This is a genomic window from uncultured Stenotrophomonas sp. (genome assembly GCF_913778665.1).
Lineage (GTDB): Bacteria > Pseudomonadota > Gammaproteobacteria > Xanthomonadales > Xanthomonadaceae > Stenotrophomonas.
Genome location: NZ_CAJYVQ010000006.1, coordinates 78,470 through 104,313, shown reverse-complemented (window position 1 = coordinate 104,313; position 25,844 = coordinate 78,470). Strand labels below are relative to the sequence as shown.

Sequence of the window (25,844 nt, the reverse complement as noted above, 5' to 3'; positions counted from 1 at the left end):
CACGGCGTGGATCCACTGGCTGTCCGCTAGCGGAACAACGCGTTCAACGCCGCGCCCGGGGCAGCGTGCTGCAGGCCGTCGAAACGACCGTCCTGCACGATTGTCCGCGTCGCCTGCATCAACCCACCCCACGCGGCGCGTGCCAGCGCACCGCCGAGGCTGACACGGCGTACACCCAATGCGGCGATGTCCGGCAAGCCCAGCGGCGTCGGTCCACCCACCAGCAGGTTGACCGGCTTCGCACCGGCTGCGGCGACCACCGCGCGGATCTGCTCCGGAGTCGTGATGCCCGGCGCGTACAGCACATCGGCGCCGGCCTCGGCATAGGCGCGCAGGCGCTGCAGCGTGTCCTGCAGATCAGGCACGCCGACGAAGAAGTTCTCGGCACGCCCGACCAGCAGCACATCGGCACCGGCCTGATCGATCGCCGCGCGCGCCGCACGCAGCCGCTCGACAGCCTGGCCGATCGGACGCAGCGGTGCATCGGCCACGCCGCTGGCGTCCTCGATCGAGAGCCCGGCGACGCCGGTATCGATGGCGGCAGCCACCGCCTCGGCGACCTGCTGCGGGGTGGCACCGAAGCCATCACCGAAATCGGCATTCAATGGCAGCGGGGTTGCAGCGGCCATCAGCCGCAGGTGCTCCAGAGTGGCCGCCAGCGAAACCGCGCCGTCCGGCCGTCCCTCGCTCCAGGCACACCCGGCACTGGTGGTGGCCAGCGCCGTGAAGCCCTGCGCCTGCAGATAGCGGGCACTGCCCACGTCCCACGGATTGGGCAGCACGAAGCAGCCCTGCGCGTGCAGCTGGCGGAAGCGCACGCGCTTGCGCAGGGTATCGGCGGCTGACGTGGTCATGGCGGGTTCCAGAGCGGTACAGCGGCACCCTAGCCCCCCGCGCGGCCGTCCTCAATAGCGGCGGTGGCCCCCTGCATGAAGTGATGCCGCCTGCTTATTGGACGCCACCGGCAGCGCTGCCCGAGCGTGGTTGTCTGCCCCTGCCGCCACGGAGCCCTCCATGCACCCGGACCTGCCCACCGCCAGCGACGCCTTGCTCGACGCCGGTGACGATGGCGCCCACTGGGCCGACCTGTTCTCGCCCGCACGGCGGGGCCTGCTCGCCTCGGCCGGATTGGCCGCAGGCGGCCTGGCCTGCGCGTCCACGGCTGCCGCATCCAGCGACGCCGCCGTGAACACCACCGAGCCGGGTCGCCCGGGCTTCCGCGCCATCGTTCCGCCAGCGCCGAAAGGGCGCAGCCCGTGGGGACAGGCCACCGCCGGCGAACCCACGCCGCGCCCCACCAGCGTGCGCCCCGGCGAGGCCACGCTGCCCACCGCGCCACGCGCCTACACCGATATCAAGAGCTATCACGCACACATCTACTTTGATGAGGACAGCTTCGAAAAAGCCGCGCTGTTGCGGCGCTGGGCGGCCGAACGCTTCCCCGTGGAGCTGGGCAACTGGAACATGGAGCCGCGCGGCCCGCATGTCACGCCCTCGTTCTACTTCGGTTTCAACAACGACCTGCTGCCGGTGCTGGTGCCGTGGCTGCAGCTCAACAGCCTGGGCCTGACCATCCTGATCCACCCCAACACCGGGGATGGCCGCGCCGACCATCTGTACTACGCGCTGTGGGTGAACCGCGCGCAGCCGGTGAACGCCTACAACTGGCCGGCGCCGAAGCCGGGCGAGCGCGAAGCGCTTGAGGAGGTGTTCCCGAACGTGGTGCCGACGGTGCCGTTGGAGACCTGAGCGGGTGTGTGGCGGGGGGCTGCACCCCGGTGGGTGCGTAGCTTGCTGGGCACTGGACACCCGGCATCCCCGCGTGGCGTGGATCCACTGGCATGCAGGCATTGCGCGGAGGTGCGGAGCGATGGCCCTGCGGCGATCGTCGGCGTACGTGCACTCATCCCGCGACTGCACGGCATTCAGCGCGCCTTGATCCGGCGCCCCGCATACGGCCACAAGCCCTCCGGGAGATTTCAAACAATTGCTTGAAACGCGGTAAACTTCGCCGAACTGGACAGCATCCGCCGCTTCCGCCAGACTGCCGCCCTTTCCCGTCTTCCGGATCCCATGGCGAAGCTGCTGGTCCTGCACGGCCCCAACCTCAACCTGCTCGGCACCCGCGAGCCGGAGGTCTACGGCCACACCACGCTGGCCGACATCGACCAGGCCCTGACTGCGCAGGCGGGCGCCGCCGGGCACGTCGTGGAGAGCCTGCAGTCCAACGCTGAGCATGTGCTGGTGGACCGCGTGCAGGCCGCGCGCAACGACGAAACCGCTTTCATCTTGATCAACCCCGCCGCCTTCACTCACACCTCGGTCGCCCTGCGCGACGCGCTGGCGGCGGTGGCGCTGCCGTTCATCGAGATTCACCTCTCCAACCCGCATACCCGCGAACCATTCCGCCAGCACAGCTACTTCAGTGACAAGGCAGTGGGCGTGGTGTGCGGCTTCGGTGCCGACAGCTACCGCTACGCGATGGATGCGGCGCTGCTGCGGGTACAGGCGGCCACCGCGTGAAGATGCTGCCGCGCGTGCTTGCCAGCACCCTGCTGTGGGCCGGCCTGTGCGGTGCCGCCGCAGCGTTCGACCGCAAGGACGAAGGCATCGACTGCGCCCATCCTGCCACCACGATGGAGAGCGACCTGTGCGCCTCGGACGTGGCCGCAGCCGCCGACGCAGAACTCAATATGGTGTACGCACAGGCTCGTCGCCAGCTGCGCACGCCCGCCAAAGGCGGCGCATGCAGCTACTGCGGCGATGCCGAGCAGCAGCTGGTGCTTGCCCAGCGCGCCTGGATGCAGCTGCGCGACCATGACTGCAACGCGGTCTATGCCCTCAATTCCGACGGCACCGCCCGCAACGGCGCACAGATGCGCTGCCTGATCACCCTCGCGCGCGACCGTACGCGGCAGCTGCGCGAGTTCTACGAACTGCTTTGACCCGAGCGCGACGCGCTTTCCACCACACTGACATCTAGAGCAAAGAGGCCACCATGGATCTCCGCAAAATCAAGAAACTGATCGACCTGCTGGAAGAGTCGAACCTGGCTGAAATCGAAATCAAGGAAGGCGAAGAGTCGGTGCGCCTGTCGCGCGCCCCGGTAGCCGGCTATGCCGCCCCCGTCTCCGCCCCGGTGTACGCCGCTCCGGCCGCCCCGGCGCCGCAGGCAATGCCGATGCAGTCGCCGACCGAAGCCTCCACCGGCGGCACCGCCAAGCCGGGCCCGGCACTGCCGGAAGGCCACGTTCTGCGCTCGCCGATGGTGGGCACCTTCTATGCCTCGTCCGCTCCGGACAAGCCGGCTTTCGTCAGCGTTGGCCAGCAGGTCAAGGAAGGCGAGACCCTGGCCATCATCGAAGCAATGAAGATGTTCAACCCGATCGAGGCCGACAAGTCCGGCACCATCGTCGCCATCCTCGGCGAGAACGGCCAGCCGGTGGAATTCGACCAGCCGCTGTTCGTGATCGGCTGAGGGGCACGCCATGCTCGACAAAGTCGTCATCGCCAACCGAGGGGAAATCGCGCTGCGCATCCTGCGCGCGTGCCATACCCTCGGCATCCGCACGGTGGCCGTACATTCCACGGTCGACCGCAACCTCAAGCACGTGGCCATGGCCGACGAGTCGGTCTGCATCGGCCCGGCGCCGTCGCCGCAGAGCTACCTCAACATTCCTGCGCTGATCGCCGCCGCTGAAGTCACCGACGCGCAGGCGATCCACCCGGGCTACGGCTTCCTGTCGGAGAACGCCGACTTCGCCGAGCGCGTGGAAGAGTCCGGCTTCATCTTCATCGGCCCCAAGGCCGACACCATCCGCATGATGGGCGACAAGGTCGAAGCCATCCGCGCGATGAAGTCGGCCGGGGTGCCGTGCGTGCCCGGTTCGGGCGGCCCGCTGGGCGAAGACATCGTCGCCAACACCAAGATCGCCCGTGAGATCGGCTACCCGGTCATCATCAAGGCGGCCGGTGGCGGTGGCGGCCGCGGCATGCGCGTGGTGCACGCCGAAGCCTCGCTGAAGACCTCGATCGAAACCACCAAGAGCGAGGCCAAGGCCGCGTTCGGCAATGGCGAGGTCTACATGGAGAAGTTCCTGGAGAATCCGCGCCACGTGGAAATCCAGGTGCTGGCCGACGGCCAGGGCAACGCCATCCACCTTGGCGAGCGCGACTGCTCGATGCAGCGCCGCCACCAGAAGGTGGTGGAAGAAGCACCGGCGCCGGGCATCACTGCCGAGCAGCGCGAGCAGATCGGCAAGGTGTGCACTGAAGCCTGCATCCGCATCGGCTACCGTGGTGCCGGCACCTTCGAGTTCCTGTACGAGGACGGCCGCTTCTACTTCATCGAAATGAATACCCGCATCCAGGTGGAGCATCCGGTCACCGAAATGGTCACCGGCATTGACCTGGTGGCCGAGCAGCTGAAGATCGCCGCCGGCCAGAAGCTGTCGATCAAGCAGAGCGACGTGGTGCTGACCGGCCACGCGATCGAGTGCCGCATCAATGCCGAAGACGCTGAAACCTTCGTGCCGAGCCCGGGCACCATCACCGGATTCCATCCGCCGGGCGGCCCCGGCGTGCGCGTGGACACCCACATCTACAGTGGCTACCGCGTGCCGTCGAACTACGACTCGATGATCGGCAAGCTGATCGTGCACGGCCCGGACCGCGACACCGCCATTGCCCGCATGCGGGTGGCGCTGAGCGAAATGGTGGTCGATGGCATCAAGACCAACATCGCGCTGCAGCAGCGGATCATGCGTGACAAGGGCTTCCAGGCCGGCGGCCAGAACATCCATTACCTGGAAAAGCGTCTTGCCGAGCGCAAGAACAAGCCGATTGCTCTGACCTGATCGGCAGCCAGTGCGGGACATGAAAAGGGCGGGGATTTCCCCGCCCTTTTTTGTTTTTGTAGAGCCGCGCCCGCACTCGGCCTGCTGGAAAAGCAGCCGAGCGTGGCTCGGCTCTGCAGATGCAGGATCAGCGCGCGTCGGCCGCCTGCGCCGGGATCTGCGAATTCGCCAGCGGGCGAACGCCGTTGGGCGAGCTCGGATCGACGATCACCATGGTTTCGGTGGAACCATCGGGCCACACCACCTGGAAGGTGCTGCCGGCCGGCAGCGAAGTGAACGGCATGCCACTTTGCGCGCGATAGACCGCCGCGACCTGGCTGGCACCCACGCGGCGCACTTCTTCCTGCGCCTTCACCGTGGTCAGTTCCACTTTCGACAGATGCCGGTAGCGATCTTCGTAGGTGTCGATCATCAACAACCCGACCGCGCCCGCCGAATAGGCAACGAACAGCGCCACCCAGAACCAGAACTTGGCCCCATGCAGGAATCGACGGTAGTTCATTGCCCGTCCCTCTTTCCAACCAATCGCTTGATCCACTGCTTCATTTTCCCCGCACCTTGCCGCGATACCGCAGCGTCATACACAAAATCCCGGAAATCCTGCGTCCCATCCGGCGAACAGATCCCTCCGTTCGCACAAAAACCGTTGACCAGCACACTGTCCGCACCACACGGTAGACCGAGTTCGCAGGCGGCAAGCCGCCATGCAAGCTCGCTCAGCTGCTCGCCCGCCACCAGGCCATCGAACGCGCGATCCCCCGCCGCGCGCAGGCCCATGCCCGGGGCAATGGCCATGAAGGCCTCCGGATCGCGTGAGGTCCGCACCCGCTCGACCAGATCACGGCGGTACTCGGGGCTGTCGTGCAACGGCTCACCTTCGGCGAACAACGAAGCCTCCGCCGCCAGGTTGCCCTGCGCGGCCGCCTTGCGGCGCTCGGCCAGCACCAACGCGGCGCCCAGCTTGTCACCGGGCACGAACCCACCGCAGCGCTGCGCCACGCGCTCACGTGCCTGCACCATCGCCGGCGCGGCGGTCAGGCCCAGCCCGGCCAGCACGTTGTTGTCCAGCCGGTAGCCGCCTGGATCGATGGCGTACTGGGCGCAATAGTCGTAGACGCGGCTGAGCATCCAGCGCGCCTCGTGGTTGCCCTCGTCGGCCTGCACGCGCAGGCGCTGCGCGTAGGCATACAGATCGGTCGCATCCTCGATGTCGGCGCGCAGATCCAACGGCAGGCCCGAGGGCAGCGCATTGCCGCGTTCAAACGTGGCCAGCCGGCGTGCAAGCGCCTCCGGCACCACCGGCAGCGGCGCACTGCTGTCGCTGGACGCTACCGTCGCCGGCAGCTCCGCCGACGGCACTGGCAGCGCCGGAATATGTCCGCTGGCCCGATACCCGGCCACGCCCAGCACGGCCACCGCCGGCAGCACGAACAACCAGGTTTTGAGGGTCGGAACGAAGGCCATCGGCAGCGGTCGGGCGTAACGGCTCACAGTAAAGCAGACATTTTAGCAAGGCCCGGCAGACCTGGCTGAACCGGCTTGGTTCATCTCCAAGGGTCATCTCATGCGATACGGAGACGCCCCAATGGTCTAGCATGGCCCCCTTTCCCGCGATTGCCCCCACCGCCATGCCGTTCCTGGAACTGACCCTGCGTTGCACCGAAGCCACCCAGCCCCGCTATGAGAATGCGCTGGAGGACGTCGGCGCACTGGCCGTCACGCTGCTTGATGCCGAGGCCGATACCAGCAACGAACAGGCCATCCTCGAGCCGGGCGTGGGCGAGACCCCGCTGTGGGACACCCTGGTGCTGAGCGCGCTGTTCCCGGCCGACAGCAATGCACTGCTGCTGTTGGCCGCACTGGAGTCCTTCGACCCGGAGCTGGACTGGAGCAGCGGCAGCTTCCGCGCGGTCGAGGACGAAGACTGGGAACGCGCCTGGCTGGACCAGTTCCAGCCGATGGATTTCGGCAGCCGTACCTGGATCGTGCCGTGGAACCATGAACTGCCGGAGGCCGCACAGGCGGCCGACGCCGCCGTGGTGCGGCTGGACCCGGGCCTGGCGTTCGGCTCGGGCACCCACCCGACCACCGCGCTCTGCCTGCGCTGGCTGGACCAGCTGGCCGTGGACGGCCTGCTGCAGGGCCAGCGCGTGCTCGACTTCGGCTGCGGCTCCGGCATCCTTGCGCTTGCCGCGCTGAAGCTGGGCGCCGCTGAGGCCATCGGCGTGGACAACGATCCGCAGGCCCTGGTCGCCACCGCCGACAATGCCGAGCGCAACGGCGAGCAGCCGCGCATGCACGTCTACCTGCCGCAGGACGAACCAGTCGCGACCTATCCGATCGTGGTCGCCAACATCCTCGCCTCGGCACTGGATGCACTGGCCGAACTGCTGGCCGCGCGTGTGGCCAGCGGTGGCCGCATCGCCCTGTCCGGCATTCTGCATGGCCAGGAAGGCGAACTGCTGCAACGCTACGCGGCATGGTTCGACGACCTGCAGGCCACCCAGGACGGCGACTGGATGCGCATCACCGGCGTGCGCCGCGCCTGATCATGGTTGAATGAGCGCTGGATCCGAGCCCGCGTCCTGAGCATGTCCGAGCCGAACCCGCCCCGCCGCCCCCTGGCCACCTTCCTGCGCACCACGCCGGAGAGAGTGTCCACGCCTGCGACCAATGCGCACACCCCGGATGCGGGCGTGCCGGCACCCGTCGATGAGCAGGTGCCGGTCGAGCCGATCGGAGCAACGGCAGCACCATCGGCGATCGACCCACGACATGACGATGACACCGAGCTCGTCGCGGTGGCAGCGGTCGCCGAGCCGGCACCGGTCGCGTTGATGGCAACCGCCGTTGCCAGCGATGTGCCCAGCTTCCTCGGCGCCCCCCGGTCCCGTGCGCTGCCGACGCCACGCTGGTACTGGCTGCTGGTGGCCGCGCTGGCGCTGCTGCTGGTCGTGCAGAGCGTGCTCGCCGATCGCGCCCGGCTCGCCGCCGATGCCGCCAACCGTGCATGGCTGGGCCCGCTGTGCAGCGTGCTGCACTGCAGCCTGCCGGCATGGCATGAACCGGCGGCATTCACCATGACCAGCCGCGAGATCCGTCCGTTGCCCGGTCAGCCCGGCGTGCTGCAGGTCCAGGCCAGCATCCGCAATGATGCGCGCTGGGCGCAGGCCTGGCCGGACCTGCGCCTGTCGCTGTCCGATGCCGATGGGCGGGTGATTGGAAGCGGCGTGTTCACCCCCGCGCAGTACTTGGGCGAGAACCCCGCTGCGGCCATGCTGGAACCAGGCCAGAGCGCACGCATTGCGTTCCGTGTGCAGGAGCCTGCCGCGTCGACCGTCGCATTCACTTTCGACTTCCTCTGACCGGGACAGAGGCATCCAGCCGTGGCAGGTCGGGCACGCTCGCGCTAGACTGACCGCCACCACCTCGTCCGGCCGCGCGCTCCGCGCGCACGGGCCAACCGAATCGGGAACCCCCTTGAACGCTGTCCTCTCTCGTCCTGACAACAGTCGTGGCGCTCCCCGGCCACCGCTGCGTGAACACGTCGCCCAGTCCGTGCGCCGCTACCTGCGTGACCTCGATGGCTGCGACGCGGACGATGTCTACGAGATCGTGCTGCGCGAGATGGAAATTCCGCTGTTCGTGGAAGTGCTCAACCACTGCGAAGGCAACCAGAGCCGCGCCGCAGCGATGCTGGGCATCCACCGTGCCACCCTGCGCAAGAAGCTGAAGGAATACGGCATCAGTGCCTGAGCGCCGATACCGGCGTTGTTGAGATCGAGCGTGGCTCGGCTCTACAGACGCGGATCAATGCCACTCCGGTAGATCCGCGCCATGCGTGGCTGAAAGCGCGGTGCAATCAGCTCCCCCCGCCCGCCTTCCAGTAATACCGCACCACATGGAAGAACACCGGTGCGGCGAAGCACACCGAATCCAGCCGGTCGAGCATGCCGCCGTGGCCCTCGATCATGTGGCCCCAGTCCTTGATGCCACGGTCGCGCTTGATCGCCGACATCACCAGGCCGCCCCAGAATCCCATCAGGTTGATCAGCAGCGACAGGCCGAACGCCTGCAGCGGCGTGAACGGGGTGATCCACCACAATGCCGCGCCCAGCGCGCTCGCACTGAGCACACCGCCGACGAACCCTTCCACCGTCTTCGACGGCGACAGCTTCGGTGCGATCAGGTGCTTGCCCAGCAGCTTGCCCCAGATGTACTGCAGCACGTCCGAGGACTGCACCACGATGACCAGGAAGGCGAACAGCAGCACGTTGCGCGCCGGATCATGGCCGGGCACGTGCAGGTTCAGCAGCAGCGGCACATGCGAAATGCAGAACACGCAGATCATCAGCCCCCACTGCACCTTGGCCGTCCGCTCCAGGTAGTGCGTGGTATCACCGCCGATGGTCGAAAGGATCGGCAGGAACAGGAACGCGTAGACCGGAATCAGCAGCGTGTACATGCCATACCAGTCGATCCAGACCAGGTAGTACTGCCACGGCAGCACAATGTAGAACGCCGCCAGCAGTGCGTAGTAATCACCCGAGCGCGTCGGCGCCAGGGTGATGAACTCGCGCAGCGCGAACAGCGAGATGATCGCGAACAGCACGATCACGCCGGCGCGGCCGAAGAACAGCGCCAGCCCGACCACGATCGCCATCACCCACCACGCGCGGATGCGTGACACCAGGTTGGCGATGACCGCGCTGGGCTGCCCGCGCTGGCGCCAGCGCAGGGTCTCGGCCACCAGCGTGGCCAGCACCAGCACCGCACCGATGCCGGCGAACAACAGGCCGGTCTGCTGGCCCACGCTCTGGGATGCCAGGTCGCCAGAAACATCGATCAGGAAACTCATGCGCGCCCTCCGTTCGGCGCCAGCTCCAGCAGCGCCTGCCGGCTGCGCGCCAGGAATGCGGCCTTGTCCTCATCGGCCTGCAGGCGCAACGGCGTGCCGAAGGTGGCCGTGCACAGCAGTGGCAGCGGCAGGAACCGGCCTTTGGGCATCACCCGCTTCAGGTTGTCGATCCACACCGGCACGAATTCCAGTTCCGGCCGCTGCCGCGCCAGATGGTAGATGCCGCTCTTGAACGGCAGCAGCGGCTCGTCGCCGACATTGCGCGTGCCTTCCGGGAACAGGATCAGTGAACAGCCTTCATCGACCGCTTCGCGCAGCACCTGCAACGGATCCTGCTGGCGATGCCCGGATTCGCGCTCGACCAGCACGCCGTTGAATACCGCGTCGATCAGGTAGCGGCGCAGGCCATCGCGCTGCCAGTACTCGGCCGCCGCCACCGGGCGCACCTGGCGGCGCAGGGCCGGTGGCATCGAGGACCAGATCAGCACGAAGTCACCATGGCTGGCGTGGTTGCCGTAGTAGACGCGGTGCTCGCTGGACGGCGCGCAGCCGAGCCACAGCGCGCGCGCGCCGGTCACCACATGGATCGCGCCACTGCAGGCGCGGGCAATCAGTTCGGCGAACATCCATCTCTCCCGTTCACGTCTGCGGCCACAGCACAGCCAGCAACACCAGCACCAGCTGCACCGCCGTCAGCAGGTACTGGCGCAGCAGCAGACGACGCATGCCGGACCAGCGCAGCTCCCAGCCCCGCGGCGGTTCCGCGCCCGGCGTGCGGCGCAGGCCGCAGTCATGCAGCAGCCGGTCGATGCGTTGCGCCGCGGCCTCGTCCTTCAAGCCTTCATCGCGCAGCAGCTGCAGCAGGCTGGCATCGAGTGCCACCCGCCACGCGTGATAGGCCTGGGCGACTCCTGCCACCACGCTGAGCAGCAACAGGCCGGCGGCAAGCATCGCCAGCCCCGGCTCGATGCCGAGCAGCAGCAACGCCACCAGCACCAGCCCCAGCGACAGGCTTGCCGGCCAACGCCCCTGCCGCAGCAGCAGCTGCATGGCCGCGATGTCAGGCGTCGTGCTCATGCAGGGTCTCCGGCGGCGACGGTGATCGCGCGCAGGTGCGCCTTGCCCAGCACGATGCCCGGACGCGCGGCACGCACGATCGCCACCGCCGCATCGGCATCCGCCGCACGACCGCTGCGCAGCAACCAGGTCGCCACGCTGGCCGAACTGCGCGAATAGCCCAGTGCACAGCACACCAGCAACGGCCCCTGCGCCCGCAGGCGCGCGATGGCCTCGGCAGCCTCGCGCAGCTGCTCCGGTTCCGGCACCACCAGGTCCAGCATCGGCACACCGGCGTACGCCGCACCCGGCGCGCAGCAGGACAGCTCGGCGCAGGCATCGACCACGCCCCCCAAAGGTGTCGGCAACGCCGTGCAGGGAATCCGGCCCAGCCACACGCCATCCAGCACCGGCACTGGCTGCGCCGCGCGCCGGGTCCATAGCCGTGAGTTGATCCACGCTGCCGCCAGATATGGAGCCAGCAGCCAGCGTGCCGCCATCGTCAAGCGACCATCGGCGCGCTTCTGGAACACCGCCGTACCCAGCCCGGCATAGGCAAGCGCCACCAGCAGCAGCGACACCACCGGCCACAGCAGCCACAGCGCTGCGCCACGCAGAAGCACCACCGGCACCAGCAATACGGCGGCCCCCAGTAGGTACAGCGCTGCCAATCGCCACCGTTTGGCATCACGCACGGTGCGCCAGGCCCGCAACGGTGGCGTGCCCTGCTCCGGCCACAGCCACACGCACAGCCACCCGGCCAGCAGCCCGGTCGGGATGTCGATGAAATGGTGCTGGAACGTCGTCAGCACCGAGACGCCGATCAGCAGCGCCCACACATGCAGCACCCAGCGCCACACGCCGTGCAGGTACTGCGCGAACTTCACCCACAGCACGATCAGCAGCACGATGTGCAGCGATGGCGCCTGGTTGAACGGCTTGTCGAAGCCTAGCAGCACATCGAACAGCCAACCGAACACGCCGCCGATCTCCGGCCGCTCGAAGCTGAAGCGCAGCGGCCACAGCAGGAAGCAGCTCACGGCGATCAGCTGTGCACTGAACAGCCGCAGCGCATGCCGGTCCAGCTCCAACCGTTGCCGGCACAGGAAGAAGGAGACCGCGTAGAACAGGTCGATCGACCAGTAGGGCACGATCGTCCACGGCACGAACGGAATGCGGGTCTCCCAGGCGAACGCCATCACCGGCAGTTCGGCATGGCGACCGGCCATCCAGTTGGCAAAGCCATAGCTGGCGAAGAAGAACGGGCCCAGCAGGGCCAGCCACAGCAGGGCGCGCCGCCAGGGGCGCCCTTCCGCGGCCAGCGGGGTGGCGGCGAGCGTCGCCATCACGCGCTCCGGCGCGCCAGCGACACGGTGAAGATGCCGAAGTCATCGATACGCTGCGCCACCTTCTCGAACCCAGCCAGGCGCACCAGCTCATCCATCTCCTGCTGGGTACGGCGGCGCATCACCCACGCGGCGCCGCCGCGGTGGCTGGTCAGCGCGCGCGCGATGAATTCCAGCTGGGGGTGCCAGGGCTGGCCGGTGTAGGTCAGGTAGCCGCCCACCGGCACCGTTGCGGCAATACCCTTCAGCGAGCGCAGCACGGCATCGTTGTCGGGGAACAGTTCGTAGAGGCCTGACACCACCGCCAGCGTCGGCGCCGGATCGACCTTCGCCAGCTGCGCCGGGTCGAATGCATCACCCTGTTCGAAGCGCGCAATGTCGGCCGCTCCCAGGCGCTCAATCAAGGCCTGGCCTTGGGACACGTTCAGATCGCTGAAGTCACGCAGCACGATGCGGTCGGCGCGCTGCTCGCCCTGGCCCAGCGCTTCCAGCACATAGCGGCCATGCCCGGCGGCCACGTCCAGCACACGCACCGGCGTGCCCTGCCCGCGCAGGCGCTGGGCAGCATCGCGCAGCAGTTCCTGCAGGTGCTGGCCACGCACGCGGATTCCGCGCCAGCCGATTGCATCCAGGTAGTTGCGGTCGATCATCCGCCCCAAGGGGCCCTTGCCGCGCGCTTCGTCGCGGTAGATGTAATCCAGCGTGCTGCCCGAATCGAAACCGGTCTGCAGGCCCAGTGCGATGCCTTCGGACAACGTGCCACCGAAGCGCAGACCACCGCGCACCACGCGCCAGCGCAGGTCGGCCACGCTGTTGCGCTCGGGTGGCCAGGCCAGAATTTCCGATTCCTCGAAGGTCGGTCCGTGGCGATGCGCATCGCGTCGCGACAGTTCGCGGAGGGGTTCGGCGAAGCGGGCCTGGATGAAGCTGCGGATGCGCGCCAGTGCCGGTGCGCGGTCGCGCTCGCCCAGGGTGTCGTGGAAGAAGCCCGGCAGGTGCACGCGCTCCTTGATCGGGCTGGACAGGCGCTCGTAGAAACGGTCCTGCGGACCACGGTGCACCACGAAGTCCGAACCGGACACCAGCAGCTGCACCGGCACGCTGATTGCCTGCGCATCGGCCACGATGCGGTCGGCGGCCTCGTACAGGCCGAGCAGCACGCGCACCGAAATCGGCCGGGTGATCAGCGGATCGGTGCGGTAGCTCTCCACCCGCGCCGGGTCGTGGGTCAGCCACTGTGGCTTGACGTAGCTGTTGACGAAGAAATTGCCACGCAGTTTCTGCATCAGCGCCAGGCCTGGGCGCGCGAACGGGACGTACAGCTTCACCTTGAACGCCGGCGAGGCCATCACCAGCGCGCGCAGGCGCGGCGCGTAATCGTGCACCCAGGTCGCAGCCACTACCGCGCCCACGCTCTGCGCGATCACCACGATGTCCTGCACCGCGATGCCATGCTCGGCACCGATGTGCGCGATGAAACTATCGAGGTCACGCACCAGCGCAGGGAAACCCGGTGCATCGCCGCGCACGCCCGGCGAACGGCCATTGCCGCGCGCATCCCAGGCGAAGAAGGCGGTATCGGGCAGGTCCAGCTCATCGACCAGGTGCGTGACCCGGCCGGAATGTTCGTGGCCGCGATGCAGCAGCACGACGGCCTTGGCCGGCGTGGTGGTCGTGGTGCCCGCCCAGTACCGGTAGAACAGCGGTACCTGGTCGAAGCTGTGGAATTCCCGTTCCTGCGCCTGACGCATGCAATCTCCAGATTGTCTCTTGGTATGTAGTTGATTACTGCGGCGGAAGCGCCGCTTCCTTCAGCCCGCGCCGTACGCGATTGATCATCGTCAGCATGCACAGCGCTGCCATGGCTGCGGCCACGCCGCTGACCGTCAGTGCGCCGCCCCAGCCGAAGGCCAGCAACAGGCCCAGCACACCGATCACGAAGGCGCGGTCGCTCTTGCCCATCGGGCCGTCATAGCGGCGGCTGGCACCGACCATCAGGCCCAGCACGCCGGCGTACTCGCTGAGCGCCGCAGTCCAGGCCAGCAGCCACAGCGCCTCCGGGCGCACGCCCGGCACGCTGAGCAGGCTCAGGTACAGCGCCGCGTCGGCGATCACATCGCACAATTCGTTCAGATAGGCACCCAGCCGCGACTGCTGGCCGAACTCGCGGGCCAGCATGCCGTCCACGGCGTTCAGCGCCATGCGCAGCAGCATCCACAGCGGCAGCAGCAGGTACAGCAGCGGGTGCGCAGGCGCACAGCACCACACGGCGGCGGCCACCAGCAGCGAGACCATGGCGGCAGCCACGGTCACCGTGTTGGCGGTGATGCCGAGGCGATAGAGCCCGCGCACGGCCGGACGCAAGAGGTCCTGGAAACGTCCTTTCAATGCATAGATCGACACGATCTGTACCTGCTGATCCTTGGCAGTCCGGGCACAGCCTACCCGATCGGGGCGCCGACACCGCATCGCATCGCTTGCGGTCTGCGGCCCAGCAGGCTGTGCCGAAGGCGGCCACAGGCCCATGCCGGCAGCCGATTTCACCCGGCGGCGCCCGCCACCGGCCCCCACCGCCTACAATATCGGCCCCGCTCCGCTGCCGATTCTGTCCCATGACTGCTGATCTGTTGCCCGTCCGCCGGGCCCTCCTCTCCGTTTCCGACAAGACCGGTCTGGTCGAGCTGGCCACTGCGCTGGCGGCACGCGGCGTGGAGCTGCTGTCCACCGGCGGCACTGCCAAGGCGATCCGAGATGCGGGCCTGGCCGTGAAGGACGTGGCCGAGGTCACCGGCTTCCCGGAAATGATGGATGGCCGGGTCAAGACCCTGCACCCGATGGTGCACGGTGGCCTGCTGGGCCGTTCGGGCCTGGATGATGCGGTCATGGCCGAGCATGGCATCGGTGCCATCGACCTGCTGGTGCTGAACCTGTATCCGTTCGAATCGGTCACCGCCAAGGCCGACTGCACCCTGGCCGATGCGGTGGAGAACATCGACATCGGCGGCCCGGCCATGCTGCGCTCGGCGGCCAAGAACTTCGCCCGCGTGGCGGTGGCCACCGACCCGTCGCAGTACGCCGAACTGCTGGCCTCGCTGGACGCCCACGACGGCCAGCTGTCGGCCGCCACCCGCTTCGCCTTCTCGGTGGCCGCGTTCAACCGCGTCGCCCAGTACGACGCGGCGATCAGCAACTACCTGTCGGCGGTCACCGCCACCGACGCCGCCGTGCCGACCCGTGCCGAGTACCCGGCGCAGATGAACTCCACCTTCGTCAAGGTGATGGACCTGCGCTACGGCGAGAACCCGCACCAGAGCGGCGCGTTCTACCGCGACCTGTATCCGGTGCCGGGCACCCTGGCCACGTTCCAGCAGCTGCAGGGCAAGGAGCTGAGCTACAACAACCTGGCCGACGCCGATGCGGCGTGGGAATGCGTGCGCCAGTTCGACGCGCCGGCCTGCGTGATCGTCAAGCATGCCAATCCGTGCGGCGTGGCGGTGGGTGCCGGCAACGGCGATGCCTACGAGCTGGCCTACGCCACCGACCCGACCAGCGCCTTCGGCGGCATCATCGCCTTCAACACGCCGCTGGACGCCGCCACCGCCAAGGTCATCCTGGACCGCCAGTTCGTCGAAGTGCTGATCGCCCCGGACTACGAGCCGGCCGCGCTGGAATACGCGCAGAAGAAGGCCAACGTGCGCGTGCTGCGTATTCCGCATGGTGATGGCCTGAACAACTTCGACAGCAAGCGCGTGGGCTCGGGCCTGCTGCTGCAGTCCTCGGACAATCGCGGCATGACCCGCGACGAACTGAAGGTGGTCAGCAAGCTGGCGCCGACCGACAAGCAGTTCACCGACCTGCTGTTCGCCTGGAAGGTCGCCAAGTTCGTGAAGTCCAACGCGATCGTCTACGCCAAGGACAACCGCACCATCGGTGTCGGTGCCGGCCAGATGAGCCGCGTCTATTCGGCGCGCATCGCCGGCATCAAGGCCGCTGACGCGAACCTGGTGGTCGAAGGTTCGGCGATGGCCTCCGATGCGTTCTTCCCGTTCCGCGACGGCATCGATGCCGCTGCTGCCGCCGGCATCAAGGCGGTGATCCAGCCGGGCGGTTCGATGCGCGATGCCGAAGTGATCGCCGCCGCCGACGAACATGGCCTGGCCATGGTGTTCACCGGCGTGCGCCACTTCCGCCACTGATACTGGAGCGACACGGATGTCCGCAGTCTCACTGAAATCGCTGGCCGTGCTTGCCCTCGCGGGCGCAGCCGTGCTGGCCGGGTGTAAGCCTGCGGCGCCGCCCGGGCCTGCGCCGTCGCCGCAGGCCGCTCCTGCGGCCCCTGTCGAGCCAACGGCACAGGTCAGCCGTACCGCGCGACTGCAGGCCTTCCTGGTCCAGCGCTACGACAAGAATGCCAGGCTCTCCGTGCAATGGCACGGCAGCTGGAACGACGACGGCGAGACCCGCCCGATGGACTGGCATGTCTGCGCCGAGCAACCGGTGGTGAGCGGTGACAGCTGGCAGCAGCTGCTGGCGGTCTGCGGTGCCTTGTCCGAAGGCGCGCACATCGACGCAGGCACGATCGACTTCTTCGTGCTGCGTCCTAAGGACGATGGCTTCGACGTGACCAGCGAGCTGACCGGCGAACGCTTCGGCAGCGGCGGCCAGCCCGGCACCGTCAGCGTCATCCGCGCCGGCAGCGACTTCTACGGCTTCCGGGTCGAGGACGGCTGGTTCGGACAGGGCTTCTCACTGCTCTCGCAGTCGTTGATCCTGCCGGGCCCGAACGGCCTGGTGGCCAGTGGCAGCGTGCGCAGCCATATCGACAATGACGCCCAGTACGAGTGCGACGACCTGGGGGCCAGCAGCGACCCGGAGACCGTCGAGAACTGCCGTACCCGCCGCTTCAGCATCGATTTCGCACTGCGTTTCGACGACAGCGATCGCAACGCGCGCGTCTGGCCGCTGTTGATCGAGGAAACCGGCACTACCTGCGGCGGCAAGCAGGTCCGGCAGGAACACCGCTTTACCCTGGACCCGAAGACCTGGGCCTATTCCTTCCCTGAATCGCTGCGACGCGAAGGCTGCGAATGAAGCACGCGCGCCGCCGGGGACATCGACCTTCCCTTCCCACGCAATCTGGAATCTCGTGATGAACGTACTTGTCATCGGCTCTGGCGGCCGCGAACACGCCCTGGCATGGAAGCTGGCCCAGTCCTCCCGTGTCACCGAAGTGATCGTGGCGCCCGGCAACGCCGGCACCGCCAGCGAAGACAAGTGCCGCAACGTGGCGGTGAAGGTCACCGACATCGACGGCCTGCTGGCGCTGGCCCGGGCCGAAGGCGTGGCGCTGACCGTGGTCGGCCCGGAAGTACCGCTGGTGGCCGGCGTGGTTGACCGCTTCCGTGCCGCCGGCCTGCGCATCTTCGGGCCGACCGCCGCCGCCGCGCAGCTGGAAGGCAGCAAGGCCTACGCCAAAGACTTCCTGGCCCGCCATAACATCCCCACCGCGTTCTATGCCGTGCACACCGACGTGGACGCGGCGCTGGCCTACATCCGCGAGAAGGGTGCCCCCATCGTGGTCAAGGCCGATGGCCTGGCCGCCGGCAAGGGCGTGATCGTGGCGATGACCCTGGCCGAAGCCGAGGACGCCGTGCGTGACATGCTCTCGGGCAACGCGTTCGGCGATGCCGGCGCCCGCGTGGTGATCGAAGAGTTCCTCGATGGCGAGGAAGCCAGCTTCATTTCCATGGTGGACGGCGTGCACGCGCTGCCGATGGCCACCTCGCAGGACCACAAGCGCGTCGGCGACGGCGACACCGGCCCGAACACCGGTGGCATGGGTGCCTATTCGCCGGCTCCGGTGGTGACGCCGGAGGTGCATTCACGCGTGATGCGCGAGGTGGTGAACCCCACCGTGCAGGGCATGATCGCCGACGGGATCCCGTTCACCGGTTTCCTCTACGCGGGCCTGATGGTCGACGCCAGCGGCGCGCCCAAGGTGATCGAATTCAACGTGCGCTTCGGTGATCCGGAAACCCAGCCGGTGATGCTGCGCCTGCAGTCCGACCTGGTCGACCTGGTGGAGGCGGCCATCGACGGTCGCCTGGACCAGGTGGAGGCGCAGTGGGACCCGCGCCCGTCGCTGGGCGTGGTGCTGGCCGCCAAGCCGTACCCGGAAGCGCCGATCACCGGTGACGTGATTTCCGGCCTGGATGACGTGCCGGCCAGTGCCAAGGTGTTCCACGCCGGTACGGCGTTGGATGCACAGGGCCAGGTGGTCAGTGCCGGCGGCCGCGTGCTGTGCGTGGTGGCGCTGGGCGACAGCGTGCGTGACGCGCAGGCCAATGCCTACGCCGGCGTGGCCAAGGTGACGTGGGCCAATGAGTTCCACCGCAACGACATTGGTTGGCGCGCGATCGCACGCGAGGGGTGAAGTAGACCCACGCCATGCGCGGATGAGAACGCCGCGAAAACAAAAAGGCCCGGCAATGCCGGGCCTTTCTTCGTTCCAACGCCCTCCCGCTTACGCGGTGAACAGCGCCTTCATCTTCTTCAGCGCGTTCGCTTCCACCTGGCGGATACGCTCGGCCGACACGCCGTACTCGTCAGCCAGCTCCTGCAGCGTCACCTTGCTGTCGGCATCCAGCCAGCGGCGGCGGATGATGTCGCGCGAACGTGCATCCAGCTCGGCCAGGCCTTCGCGCAGGAGCTGCATCTGGTTGTCTTCGCTGTCGGCACGCTCATAGGCCATCGACGGATCTTCGTCGTTGGCAACCAGGAACGCAGCCGGCGACGGCGGCGCGTGGTCGTTGTCCTCGTCGGTCGGCGCATCGAAACCGATATCGCGACCGGACAGGCGCGATTCCATTTCCATGACCTCGCGCTCGGACACATTCAGGTCCTTGGCCACCGCGCTGACTTCGGCCGCGTTCATCCAGCCCAGGCGCGTCTTCGACTTGCGCAGGTTGAAGAACAGCTTGCGCTGCGCCTTGGTGGTGGCGACCTTCACGATGCGCCAGTTCTTCAGGATGAACTCGTGCATCTCGGCACGGATCCAGTGCACGGCGAAGGACACCAGGCGCACGCCCATTTCGGGGTCGAAACGCTTGACCGCCTTCATCAGGCCGATGTTGCCTTCCTGGATCAGGTCGCCCAGCGCAAGACCGTAGCCGTTGTAGCCGCGCGCCACGTGCACCACGAAGCGCAGGTGCGAATGCACCAGCTCGCGGGCGGCGTCCAGATCGTTGCCGTCGCGGAAGCGACGGGCCAGGTCCTGTTCGTCATCGACCGACAGCACCGGGATCTGGTGCACGGCACCGATGTAGGCGTCCAGCGAACCGAGCGCACTGGGAATCGGGAGATTGTTTGCCACAAGGGCAGTAGAGGTGTTCTGGCTCATAGGCACCCATCTTAGCAGTCCGGGATTTGGACTGCTAAAGGAGGAAAAAGTTCCAGCATCCTATTGATGCAACACTGGTCCCAAACAGAGCCCTACCGTAGCGCGATTTGATGACAGTGGCGAGCATGCTTTTCGGGATTCACAATCCCTTTAAATTCAAGCAATTACCGACCTGAAACCGGCCAATTCCGGTCAAGCGGAGCTGAACAGGTCATCGCGAAGGCCCATTCAGGGCCAGACAGGTTGCCCAACGTTCAGCCCCGGGCCGCCATTCACCCTCAGAGCGCCGACCGCGGCGGCAGCGACCAGTCGATCGGAGCCTGCCCCCGGCGCTGCAGGTACTCGTTGGCCATCGAGAAGTGCTGGCAACCGAGGAAGCCGCGATGGGCCGACAGCGGCGACGGGTGCGGCGACTTCAGCACGCGATGGCGACGGGTGTCGATGACCTTGCCCTTCTGCTGCGCATAGGCGCCCCAGAGCATGAACACCAGGCCTTCGCGTTCGCGGTTGAGCACGTCCACTACGTGATCGGTGAAGCCCTCCCAGCCACGGCCCTGGTGCGCGCCGGCCTTGCCCTCTTCCACCGTCAGCACCGCGTTGAGCAGCAGCACGCCGCGCTGCGCCCACGGGATCAGGCAGCCGTGGTCCGGGCGCGGGAGGCCGAGATCGCTCTCGATCTCCTTGTAGATGTTCAGCAGCGACGGCGGCACCGGTACGCCCGGCTGCACCGAGAAGCTCAGGCCATGGGCCTGGCCTCGGCCGTGGTACGGGTCCTGGCCGAGGATCACCACCTTTACCTGCTCGAACGGCGTGGCGTCGAACGCAGCGAAGATCTGCGGGCCAGGCGGGAACACTGCCGCACCAGCGGCCTTGCGCTGGCGCAGGAAGCTGGACAGCTCGCGCATCTGCGGCTGCAGCAGGTAATCGCCGACATGCTGCTTCCAGCTCGGTTCCAGCTGGATCGTCGGGGTGTCGGCTACTTCATCCATCATCGAATCAGGGGTCCATCGTTCAATCGGGCCAGCCGCAGCTGGAACAGCACCTTGGTGACCAGCAGCCGTTCTTCGATCGGCTTGAGCACCAGGTCGTTGGCACCGGACTGCAGCAGCCCGGTCTGGTTGTGCGGGTTGCCGTCGCCGGTCATCACCAGCACCGGCAGGCGCCGCTTGCCGTAGCCAAAGTCCACGCGCACGCGCTGCACCACATCGCGGCCGCTCAGTTCGCCCTTCAGGGTGACGTCGGTCAGCACCAGGTCGATGCGGTGGCGGCTGCGTCCCAGCGACTCAGCAGTGAGCAGGGTGAACGCCTCTTCGGCACTGACCACATGCAGCACGTTCAACTGCTGGCGTTCGAGCATGCGCTTGGTGGCTTCGGCCACCACGCGGCTGTCTTCGATGTAGAGGATGGTCGCGCCGGGAATGGTCTGCGGCTGCACGTAGCCGCGGATGAAGGTCGCCAGCGCTTCATGGCCGAGCGATTTGTCGAAATAGTCGGTGACGTACTCGGTGAAACGGCGCTGCTCCAGGTGCTGCTGGGCATCGCCGGACACCACGATGACCGGCACATAGGCCTGGCCGGCCGCTTCGCGCACGCTCCGCGCCAGCGCCAGGCCATCGCCATCACGCAGCGTCAGCGAGGTGGTCACCAGGTCCACCGGCCCCTGCGCCAGCGCCTGCTGCGCATCCTCGATGCTGTCGCAGCCGATCACCTCCACGCCGGGCAGGTCACGCTTCAGGACATCAGCGATGAGCTTGCGGACCAGCTTCGAGCCATCGACCACCATCACCCGCGTCGCGGGCCCATCAAGGTGCTTCAGCGCTTGCGGTTGCATGCCGGTCTCAGGTGTCGGTCGGGCGGGTCTGGCGCAGGAAGTGGCCGGTCACCAGCCACGCGCCCAGCCAGCCCAGCAGCAGCGTGCCGAGCAGGACCAGGCCGCCGTGCAGCAGGTCCAGGCCATGCAGCACGAACGGGCTGCCGTAGCTGCGCGAGAGTTCTGCCAGCGGCACGCGCAGCGCGGCGCCGGCGGCACCGATCAGGGCCAGCGCCACCGCACCGGCACCAAGGCCGTACCAGGCGCCCAGGTACAGGAACGGGCGGCGGATGAAACCGTCGCTGGCACCGAGCAGCTGCAGTACGCCGATCTCTTCGCGGCGGGCCTGGATGTCCAGGCGCACGGTATTGCCGACCACCAGCGCGGCGCCAACGCCCAGCAGCACCGACAGCACCTGCACCAGCCGCGCACCGAACGCGAGCCAGGCATCCAGGCGCTGGCGCCACAGCGCATCGTGCTGCACCAGATCGGCTTCGGGCAGGCTTTCCAGCGCGCGCGCCAGGCGTGCATCGTCCTTGCCCTGGCCCGGGGTGATCACCAGCAGCGACGGCAGCGGGTTGTCGTTGAGCACGTCGATCGCCTCGCCGAGGCCGGCATCGCGCAGCTCCTGCAGACCCTGCTCGGGCGTGCGCAGGTTCACTTCGGCCACGTCGTCGCGGTCCCGCAGCTGGCCGGCCAGGCGCAGCGCGCCGGGGCCATCGACATTGCCCTTCAGGAACACGTTGATGTCGCGCGACTGCTGCACGCTGCCGGCGAACTGCTTGAGGTTGTCCAGCGCGATCGACAGGCCCAGCGGCAGGGCCAGCGCCAGCGCCATGACCATCACCGTCAGCAGGGTCGCCCACGGCTTGCGGAAGGCGCGGCCAAGGCTGAACACCACGCTGTGCGCGTGGTGCTGGAACCAGACGCCCACGCGCGAGGGAGCGGCGGCTTCGCTGTTTTCGTTCTTCGCCATGGGCTACTCCGCCAGGTCCTGCGGCGAGATGTCATCCACCAGCCGGCCGTGGTCGAGGATCAGCACGCGCTTCCGCATGCGGCGCAGCAGCGGCAGATCGTGGCTGACCACCAGCACGCTGGTGCCGCGCGACGGCAGCTCGGCGAACAGGGCCATGATCTCCGCCGCCAGGGTGGGGTCGAGGTTGCCGGTCGGCTCGTCGGCCACCAGCAGCTTGGGTTCGCCGACAATCGCGCGGGCGATGCCGACGCGCTGCTGCTCGCCGGCCGACAGCTGCGAGGGCAGCGCCTTTTCGCGGTGGCCCAGACCCATCCGCTCCAGCACCGAGCGCACCCGCTTGCTGATATCGCCGCGGCGGGTGCCACGCAGGATCAGCGGCAGCGCCACGTTCTCGGCGATCGAGCGGTCCATCAGCAAACGGTGGTCCTGGTAGACCGCGCCGACTGCGCGCCGGTGGCGGGGCACATCGCCACCGCGCACCTTCAGCAGGTTGCGTTCGTCGAACACCACCGCGCCACGGCTGGGCCGCTCGTCGAGGTGGATCAACTTGAGCAGGGTGCTTTTGCCCGCACCGGAATGGCCGGTGACGAACAGCATCTCGCCCGGCGCGACCTCGAAGCTGACATCGATCAGTGCTTCGTGGCCACCGGCGTACTGTTTGCTGACATTGTCGAAGCGCAGGACACTCATGCCCCGATTATGCAGGAGCGGCGCGACGGCGTGGAGATGGCCGCCCGATCGGTAGTGCCGGCCGCTGGCCGGCACTACCCTGCCCCATGGGGCACCATCATCGGCGGATCAGTTGCCCGACAGCATGCGGCGGATCTTGCGGCCGATGCGGGTCAGGAACGAGTCGCCGGAATCGGCGGCGGTACGCACCGGCTTGGCCACCACCTGGACCGGGGTGACCGGGCCGGCGGCGGCATTGGCCTGCACGCCCTCGGCGCCTTCGACCGGACGGCCGTGGCGACGACGACGACGCTTGCGCGGCTTGCGCTCGCCCTCGGCGGCGCCTTCCGGCGCACCTTCGGCACGCGGCGGACGCGGCGGGCGCGGGGCCTGGGCGACGGCGGCCTCGGCACCCTCGGCCGGGGCAGCGACCTGCTCGCCTTCCACGCGCGGCTTGCGCGGGCCACGCGAACGGCGTTCGCCGCTGCGCTCACCGTCGCGACGCTCGCCGCGACCACCGCCGGAGCGCCCACCACTGCGGCCACCGCCACGACGCTCTTCCTCGGCGGCGCGGGCTTCGCGCGCTTCACGGAAGATCTGGCCGACGCTCTCGTTCTCCTCGCCTTCCTCGCCAGCGGCCGGCGCCGGACGTTCCGGGCGCGGCAGCGGGGTCAACAGTTCCTTGGTCACCGGCTCGGACGGGATCTTCTGCTCGATGTAGGCCTCGATGTCCGGCAGGCCCATCGCGTAGCGTTCGCAGGCGAAGCTGATCGCATCACCCTCTTCGCCCAGGCGCGCGGTACGGCCGATGCGGTGCACGTAGTCTTCGGCATCGAACGGCAGGTCGTAGTTGTAGACGTACTTGATGCCGTCGATGTGCAGGCCGCGCGCGGCCACGTCGGTGGCCACCAGGATTTCCAGCTGGCCCTTCTGGAAGCGGTTGAGCAGGCTCTCGCGCTTCTTCTGCGGCACGTCGCCGGACAGCACGCCGACGCGGTAGCCGGCCTTTTCCAGCGAACGGGCCACGCGCTCGACGAACACCTTGGTATTGACGAACACCATGGTGCGCGCGCCTTCACTGCGCGACAGCAGGCCCAGCAGCAGCGGGATCTTCTCGTCGTCGGCCGGGAAGTAGATGCGCTGGCGCACGCGCGCGGCGGTGATGGTCTCGGCTTCGACCACCAGCTTCTGCGGCTCGTTCATGTGCTCGTAGGCCAGCTCCAGCACGCGGTGGCTGAGGGTGGCGCTGAACAGCAGGGTCTGGCGGATGGTGCGCTCGGGCATGCGGCGCAGCAGGAAGCGGATGTCCTTGATGAAGCCCAGGTCGAACATGCGGTCGGCTTCGTCCAGCACGCAGATCTCGCAGGCGTGCAGCGACACCACCTTGTGCTGCTTGACGTAGTCGATCAGGCGGCCCGGGGTGGCGATGATCACGTCCACGCCCTGCTGCAGCAGTTCGCGCTGCTTGTCGTAATCCACGCCGCCATAGACCAGGGCGAAACGCAGGCCCAGGTCGGAACCGAACTTCACCGCATCCTTGTGGATCTGGATCGCCAGTTCACGGGTCGGGGCGAGGATCAGCGCGCGCGGGTCTTCCGGCTTGCGGTCGGCCAGTGCCGGGCGGGTCAACAGGCGGTTCACGACAGCGACCAGGAAGGCCAGCGTCTTGCCGGTGCCGGTCTGGGCCTGGCCGGCGACATCACCACCGGGCAGCGCGACCGGCAGGGTCAGCGCCTGGATCGGCGTACAGCGGGTGAATCCGGCTCCTTCAAGACCCGCCTGCAGGGCCGGGTGCAGCTCGAAGGAGGAGAAGGTTAAATCGGTCAGCGGTTTGTCGCTCATGTGTCCGTCTTGGTATGGCCGCCGGCCCGTGGGGCGGCTGGCACTTCAGCGTCTAGGGGCACCGTCGCAAACTGCGGCCCCTGCGGCGGGTTGGCAGGCTGGGACCACTTGGTCCGCACGCCGCACAATGCCCCAGTTTAACGCACTCGGGCCGGCAAACCGGAATGGGCCGTCTCACACGACCGGGAGACGGGGAATCTTCACCCAGCCACACCGGACTTGAATGGCCCGTCGCCGGGCGCTGGTGTCGTCCGTTGCCAGCCCCATGTTGAGGATGACAGTGAAATCCGACACATACCGCGTTTCGAAGCGATCACGATACGCTGGGTTCCAGCCGGCGCCTGTCCCCGCCCTGCGATAGGGGTACACTGCCGGCCGTGAGCGTCCAGGCATCCCGCCGAACGCACCGCGGCAGAGCGCCGCGAGGCAACGACGAGGGTCGCGCCACCGGGCATGGCCCAGTTCACCCACCTCCGGCATGGCCGGGTGCAATCCAAGACGAGAAACCAAGATGAGCGACAAGGTTGTACATGTCGGCGATGCCGACTTTGATAGCGCCGTACTGAATTCCAAGGAACCGGTGCTGGTCGATTTCTGGGCCGAGTGGTGTGGTCCGTGCAAGATGATCGCCCCTGCGCTGGACGAGCTGGCCGATGCCTACCAGGGCCGCGCCAAGATCGCCAAGGTCAACGTCGACCACAACCGCGCGCTGGCCGCCAAGTACCACGTGCGCTCGATTCCGTACCTGGTCGTGTTCAAGGATGGCGAGAAGGTCGGCGAGCAGATCGGTGCAGTGGGCAAGGCCCAGCTGGCCGGCCTGCTGGACAAGGCCCTGGCCTGATCGTGCTGTTTCACGGCAGCCGCCACGTGCGGCTGCCGTCGGGCGCACCGCGTCCATGATGAATGCTGTTTCCGGCAGCCCTTGCAAGGCGCCGCGGGCCGATGATAGTGTCGGCACATCCGGCCGCGCTCGCGTGCCGCACCCTCTGGACGCAGTTTCTTCCAGACCCATTCCCAACGTTCGCCGCCCCA

Annotated in this window: 27 protein-coding genes; 12 read left to right on the top strand and 15 right to left on the bottom strand. The window is 67.7% G+C overall.

All coding sequences use genetic code 11. The features are described from left to right. Positions 1–26 precede the first annotated feature (26 nt). Positions 27–854, bottom strand: coding sequence for an isocitrate lyase/phosphoenolpyruvate mutase family protein (locus tag QZ853_RS07755; protein ID WP_295571777.1), 828 nt, complete (start codon positions 852–854; stop codon positions 27–29). A gap of 160 nt (positions 855–1,014) precedes the next feature. Between QZ853_RS07755 and QZ853_RS07750 the strand changes: the two genes are divergently transcribed. The 5 genes from QZ853_RS07750 (at position 1,015) to accC (ending at position 4,856) form a co-directional block, all read left to right on the top strand. Next, positions 1,015–1,749 carry a DOPA 4,5-dioxygenase family protein gene (locus tag QZ853_RS07750; RefSeq protein ID WP_295571775.1) on the top strand — a complete coding sequence of 245 codons (735 nt, stop codon included), beginning with the start codon at positions 1,015–1,017 and terminating at the stop codon, positions 1,747–1,749. Positions 1,750–2,073: 324 nt separating this feature from the next. Further along, complete coding sequence (gene aroQ / locus QZ853_RS07745) at positions 2,074–2,523, top strand: type II 3-dehydroquinate dehydratase (RefSeq protein WP_295571774.1); 450 nt, start codon at positions 2,074–2,076, stop codon at positions 2,521–2,523. A 2-nt stretch (positions 2,524–2,525) separates the two neighbouring features. Next, positions 2,526–2,945: a lysozyme inhibitor LprI family protein gene (locus QZ853_RS07740; protein WP_295571958.1), complete on the top strand. Its 420-nt coding sequence runs from the start codon at positions 2,526–2,528 to the stop codon at positions 2,943–2,945. Positions 2,946–2,998: 53 nt separating this feature from the next. After that, positions 2,999–3,478, top strand: a complete 480-nt coding sequence (gene accB / locus QZ853_RS07735; protein WP_295571773.1) for an acetyl-CoA carboxylase biotin carboxyl carrier protein — start codon at positions 2,999–3,001, stop codon at positions 3,476–3,478. 10 nt (positions 3,479–3,488) lie between these two features. After that, positions 3,489–4,856 carry an acetyl-CoA carboxylase biotin carboxylase subunit gene (gene accC, locus QZ853_RS07730; protein ID WP_295571772.1) on the top strand — a complete coding sequence of 456 codons (1,368 nt, stop codon included), beginning with the start codon at positions 3,489–3,491 and terminating at the stop codon, positions 4,854–4,856. Positions 4,857–4,983: 127 nt separating this feature from the next. Here accC and QZ853_RS07725 read toward each other — a convergent pair whose 3' ends face one another. Both QZ853_RS07725 and QZ853_RS07720 read right to left on the bottom strand, forming a co-directional pair. Further along, positions 4,984–5,358, bottom strand: a complete 375-nt coding sequence (locus QZ853_RS07725; RefSeq protein WP_295571771.1) for a hypothetical protein — start codon at positions 5,356–5,358, stop codon at positions 4,984–4,986. After that, positions 5,355–6,320, bottom strand: a complete 966-nt coding sequence (locus QZ853_RS07720) for a hypothetical protein (RefSeq protein WP_295571769.1) — start codon at positions 6,318–6,320, stop codon at positions 5,355–5,357. Before QZ853_RS07720 ends, QZ853_RS07725 begins: the two co-directional genes overlap by 4 nt. 164 nt (positions 6,321–6,484) lie before the next feature. On the opposite strand from QZ853_RS07720, the gene prmA reads away from it, so the two are divergent. The 3 genes from prmA (at position 6,485) to fis (ending at position 8,612) form a co-directional block, all read left to right on the top strand. Next, a complete protein-coding gene (gene prmA, locus QZ853_RS07715; RefSeq protein WP_295571957.1) occupies positions 6,485–7,405 on the top strand; it encodes a 50S ribosomal protein L11 methyltransferase in 921 nt (306 codons plus the stop codon). Positions 7,406–7,447: 42 nt separating this feature from the next. Beyond that, on the top strand, positions 7,448–8,221 hold the full coding sequence (locus tag QZ853_RS07710) for a DUF3426 domain-containing protein (protein ID WP_295571767.1): 774 nt from the start codon (positions 7,448–7,450) through the stop codon (positions 8,219–8,221). Between the two features lie 115 nt (positions 8,222–8,336). Beyond that, positions 8,337–8,612: a DNA-binding transcriptional regulator Fis gene (fis, locus tag QZ853_RS07705; RefSeq protein ID WP_005419706.1), complete on the top strand. Its 276-nt coding sequence runs from the start codon at positions 8,337–8,339 to the stop codon at positions 8,610–8,612. Positions 8,613–8,718: 106 nt separating this feature from the next. Here the strand turns inward: fis and QZ853_RS07700 are convergent, their stop codons facing one another. The 6 genes from QZ853_RS07700 to QZ853_RS07675 are packed head-to-tail and all read right to left on the bottom strand — an operon-like array spanning position 8,719 to position 14,519. Then, positions 8,719–9,714: a phosphatidate cytidylyltransferase gene (locus QZ853_RS07700; RefSeq protein ID WP_295571765.1), complete on the bottom strand. Its 996-nt coding sequence runs from the start codon at positions 9,712–9,714 to the stop codon at positions 8,719–8,721. After that, complete coding sequence (locus QZ853_RS07695; RefSeq protein ID WP_295571763.1) at positions 9,711–10,340, bottom strand: lysophospholipid acyltransferase family protein; 630 nt, start codon at positions 10,338–10,340, stop codon at positions 9,711–9,713. The genes QZ853_RS07700 and QZ853_RS07695 overlap by 4 nt, the downstream gene beginning before the upstream one ends. Positions 10,341–10,353: 13 nt before the next feature. After that, entirely contained in the window at positions 10,354–10,791 is a 438-nt protein-coding gene (locus QZ853_RS07690) for a hypothetical protein (protein ID WP_295571762.1), read from the bottom strand. Further along, a complete protein-coding gene (locus QZ853_RS07685; RefSeq protein WP_286072066.1) occupies positions 10,788–12,092 on the bottom strand; it encodes a phosphatase PAP2/dual specificity phosphatase family protein in 1,305 nt (434 codons plus the stop codon). Before QZ853_RS07685 ends, QZ853_RS07690 begins: the two co-directional genes overlap by 4 nt. Positions 12,093–12,115: 23 nt before the next feature. After that, complete coding sequence (locus tag QZ853_RS07680; protein WP_295571761.1) at positions 12,116–13,867, bottom strand: bifunctional alpha/beta hydrolase/class I SAM-dependent methyltransferase; 1,752 nt, start codon at positions 13,865–13,867, stop codon at positions 12,116–12,118. A 34-nt stretch (positions 13,868–13,901) separates the two neighbouring features. Then, positions 13,902–14,519: a CDP-alcohol phosphatidyltransferase family protein gene (locus QZ853_RS07675; protein ID WP_295571760.1), complete on the bottom strand. Its 618-nt coding sequence runs from the start codon at positions 14,517–14,519 to the stop codon at positions 13,902–13,904. 209 nt (positions 14,520–14,728) lie between these two features. Here QZ853_RS07675 and purH point away from each other — a divergent pair, with 209 nt between their 5' ends. Genes purH through purD form a run of 3 tightly spaced genes read left to right on the top strand, consistent with a single transcriptional unit; the run spans position 14,729 to position 18,549 of the window. Beyond that, entirely contained in the window at positions 14,729–16,312 is a 1,584-nt protein-coding gene (gene purH / locus QZ853_RS07670; RefSeq protein WP_295571759.1) for a bifunctional phosphoribosylaminoimidazolecarboxamide formyltransferase/IMP cyclohydrolase, read from the top strand. A 16-nt stretch (positions 16,313–16,328) separates the two neighbouring features. Continuing rightward, on the top strand, positions 16,329–17,207 hold the full coding sequence (locus QZ853_RS07665; protein WP_295571757.1) for a hypothetical protein: 879 nt from the start codon (positions 16,329–16,331) through the stop codon (positions 17,205–17,207). A gap of 58 nt (positions 17,208–17,265) precedes the next feature. Next, on the top strand, positions 17,266–18,549 hold the full coding sequence (purD, locus tag QZ853_RS07660; RefSeq protein WP_295571756.1) for a phosphoribosylamine--glycine ligase: 1,284 nt from the start codon (positions 17,266–17,268) through the stop codon (positions 18,547–18,549). Positions 18,550–18,639: 90 nt separating this feature from the next. Here the strand turns inward: purD and rpoH are convergent, their stop codons facing one another. The 6 genes from rpoH to rhlB all read right to left on the bottom strand — a co-directional run bounded on the left by rpoH (position 18,640) and on the right by rhlB (position 24,812). After that, on the bottom strand, positions 18,640–19,515 hold the full coding sequence (gene rpoH, locus QZ853_RS07655; protein ID WP_249842682.1) for an RNA polymerase sigma factor RpoH: 876 nt from the start codon (positions 19,513–19,515) through the stop codon (positions 18,640–18,642). 278 nt (positions 19,516–19,793) lie between these two features. Continuing rightward, positions 19,794–20,507: a uracil-DNA glycosylase gene (ung, locus tag QZ853_RS07650; RefSeq protein WP_295571755.1), complete on the bottom strand. Its 714-nt coding sequence runs from the start codon at positions 20,505–20,507 to the stop codon at positions 19,794–19,796. Further along, positions 20,504–21,346 carry a response regulator gene (locus QZ853_RS07645; protein ID WP_295571754.1) on the bottom strand — a complete coding sequence of 281 codons (843 nt, stop codon included), beginning with the start codon at positions 21,344–21,346 and terminating at the stop codon, positions 20,504–20,506. The genes ung and QZ853_RS07645 overlap by 4 nt, the downstream gene beginning before the upstream one ends. Positions 21,347–21,353: 7 nt before the next feature. Then, the gene (ftsX, locus tag QZ853_RS07640) at positions 21,354–22,301 is read right to left on the bottom strand and encodes a permease-like cell division protein FtsX (protein WP_295571753.1); all 948 of its coding nucleotides are present in this window, start codon (positions 22,299–22,301) and stop codon (positions 21,354–21,356) included. A 3-nt stretch (positions 22,302–22,304) separates the two neighbouring features. Further along, positions 22,305–22,991, bottom strand: a complete 687-nt coding sequence (gene ftsE, locus QZ853_RS07635; RefSeq protein WP_014648630.1) for a cell division ATP-binding protein FtsE — start codon at positions 22,989–22,991, stop codon at positions 22,305–22,307. 108 nt (positions 22,992–23,099) lie between these two features. Then, positions 23,100–24,812 (bottom strand): ATP-dependent RNA helicase RhlB, encoded by a 1,713-nt coding sequence (rhlB, locus tag QZ853_RS07630; protein ID WP_295571751.1) that lies wholly within the window; start codon positions 24,810–24,812, stop codon positions 23,100–23,102. Positions 24,813–25,323: 511 nt separating this feature from the next. Between rhlB and trxA the strand changes: the two genes are divergently transcribed. Next, positions 25,324–25,653, top strand: a complete 330-nt coding sequence (gene trxA / locus QZ853_RS07625; RefSeq protein WP_005411275.1) for a thioredoxin — start codon at positions 25,324–25,326, stop codon at positions 25,651–25,653. The last annotated feature ends 191 nt before the right edge of the window (positions 25,654–25,844 follow it).

Bases quoted from the DNA above. Each gene is read 5' to 3' on its own strand.
- QZ853_RS07755 (WP_295571777.1), bottom strand. From the start codon at position 854: ATGACCACGTCAGCCGCCGATACCCTGCGCAAGCGCGTGCGCTTCCGC.
- QZ853_RS07750 (WP_295571775.1), top strand. From the start codon at position 1,015: ATGCACCCGGACCTGCCCACCGCCAGCGACGCCTTGCTCGACGCCGGT.
- aroQ (WP_295571774.1), top strand. From the start codon at position 2,074: ATGGCGAAGCTGCTGGTCCTGCACGGCCCCAACCTCAACCTGCTCGGC.
- QZ853_RS07740 (WP_295571958.1), top strand. From the start codon at position 2,526: ATGCTGCCGCGCGTGCTTGCCAGCACCCTGCTGTGGGCCGGCCTGTGC.
- accB (WP_295571773.1), top strand. From the start codon at position 2,999: ATGGATCTCCGCAAAATCAAGAAACTGATCGACCTGCTGGAAGAGTCG.
- accC (WP_295571772.1), top strand. From the start codon at position 3,489: ATGCTCGACAAAGTCGTCATCGCCAACCGAGGGGAAATCGCGCTGCGC.
- QZ853_RS07725 (WP_295571771.1), bottom strand. From the start codon at position 5,358: ATGAACTACCGTCGATTCCTGCATGGGGCCAAGTTCTGGTTCTGGGTG.
- QZ853_RS07720 (WP_295571769.1), bottom strand. From the start codon at position 6,320: ATGGCCTTCGTTCCGACCCTCAAAACCTGGTTGTTCGTGCTGCCGGCG.
- prmA (WP_295571957.1), top strand. From the start codon at position 6,485: ATGCCGTTCCTGGAACTGACCCTGCGTTGCACCGAAGCCACCCAGCCC.
- QZ853_RS07710 (WP_295571767.1), top strand. From the start codon at position 7,448: ATGTCCGAGCCGAACCCGCCCCGCCGCCCCCTGGCCACCTTCCTGCGC.
- QZ853_RS07700 (WP_295571765.1), bottom strand. From the start codon at position 9,714: ATGAGTTTCCTGATCGATGTTTCTGGCGACCTGGCATCCCAGAGCGTG.
- QZ853_RS07695 (WP_295571763.1), bottom strand. From the start codon at position 10,340: ATGTTCGCCGAACTGATTGCCCGCGCCTGCAGTGGCGCGATCCATGTG.
- QZ853_RS07690 (WP_295571762.1), bottom strand. From the start codon at position 10,791: ATGAGCACGACGCCTGACATCGCGGCCATGCAGCTGCTGCTGCGGCAG.
- QZ853_RS07680 (WP_295571761.1), bottom strand. From the start codon at position 13,867: ATGCGTCAGGCGCAGGAACGGGAATTCCACAGCTTCGACCAGGTACCG.
- purH (WP_295571759.1), top strand. From the start codon at position 14,729: ATGACTGCTGATCTGTTGCCCGTCCGCCGGGCCCTCCTCTCCGTTTCC.
- QZ853_RS07665 (WP_295571757.1), top strand. From the start codon at position 16,329: ATGTCCGCAGTCTCACTGAAATCGCTGGCCGTGCTTGCCCTCGCGGGC.
- purD (WP_295571756.1), top strand. From the start codon at position 17,266: ATGAACGTACTTGTCATCGGCTCTGGCGGCCGCGAACACGCCCTGGCA.
- rpoH (WP_249842682.1), bottom strand. From the start codon at position 19,515: ATGAGCCAGAACACCTCTACTGCCCTTGTGGCAAACAATCTCCCGATT.
- ung (WP_295571755.1), bottom strand. From the start codon at position 20,507: ATGATGGATGAAGTAGCCGACACCCCGACGATCCAGCTGGAACCGAGC.
- QZ853_RS07645 (WP_295571754.1), bottom strand. From the start codon at position 21,346: ATGCAACCGCAAGCGCTGAAGCACCTTGATGGGCCCGCGACGCGGGTG.
- ftsX (WP_295571753.1), bottom strand. From the start codon at position 22,301: ATGGCGAAGAACGAAAACAGCGAAGCCGCCGCTCCCTCGCGCGTGGGC.
- ftsE (WP_014648630.1), bottom strand. From the start codon at position 22,991: ATGAGTGTCCTGCGCTTCGACAATGTCAGCAAACAGTACGCCGGTGGC.
- rhlB (WP_295571751.1), bottom strand. From the start codon at position 24,812: ATGAGCGACAAACCGCTGACCGATTTAACCTTCTCCTCCTTCGAGCTG.
- trxA (WP_005411275.1), top strand. From the start codon at position 25,324: ATGAGCGACAAGGTTGTACATGTCGGCGATGCCGACTTTGATAGCGCC.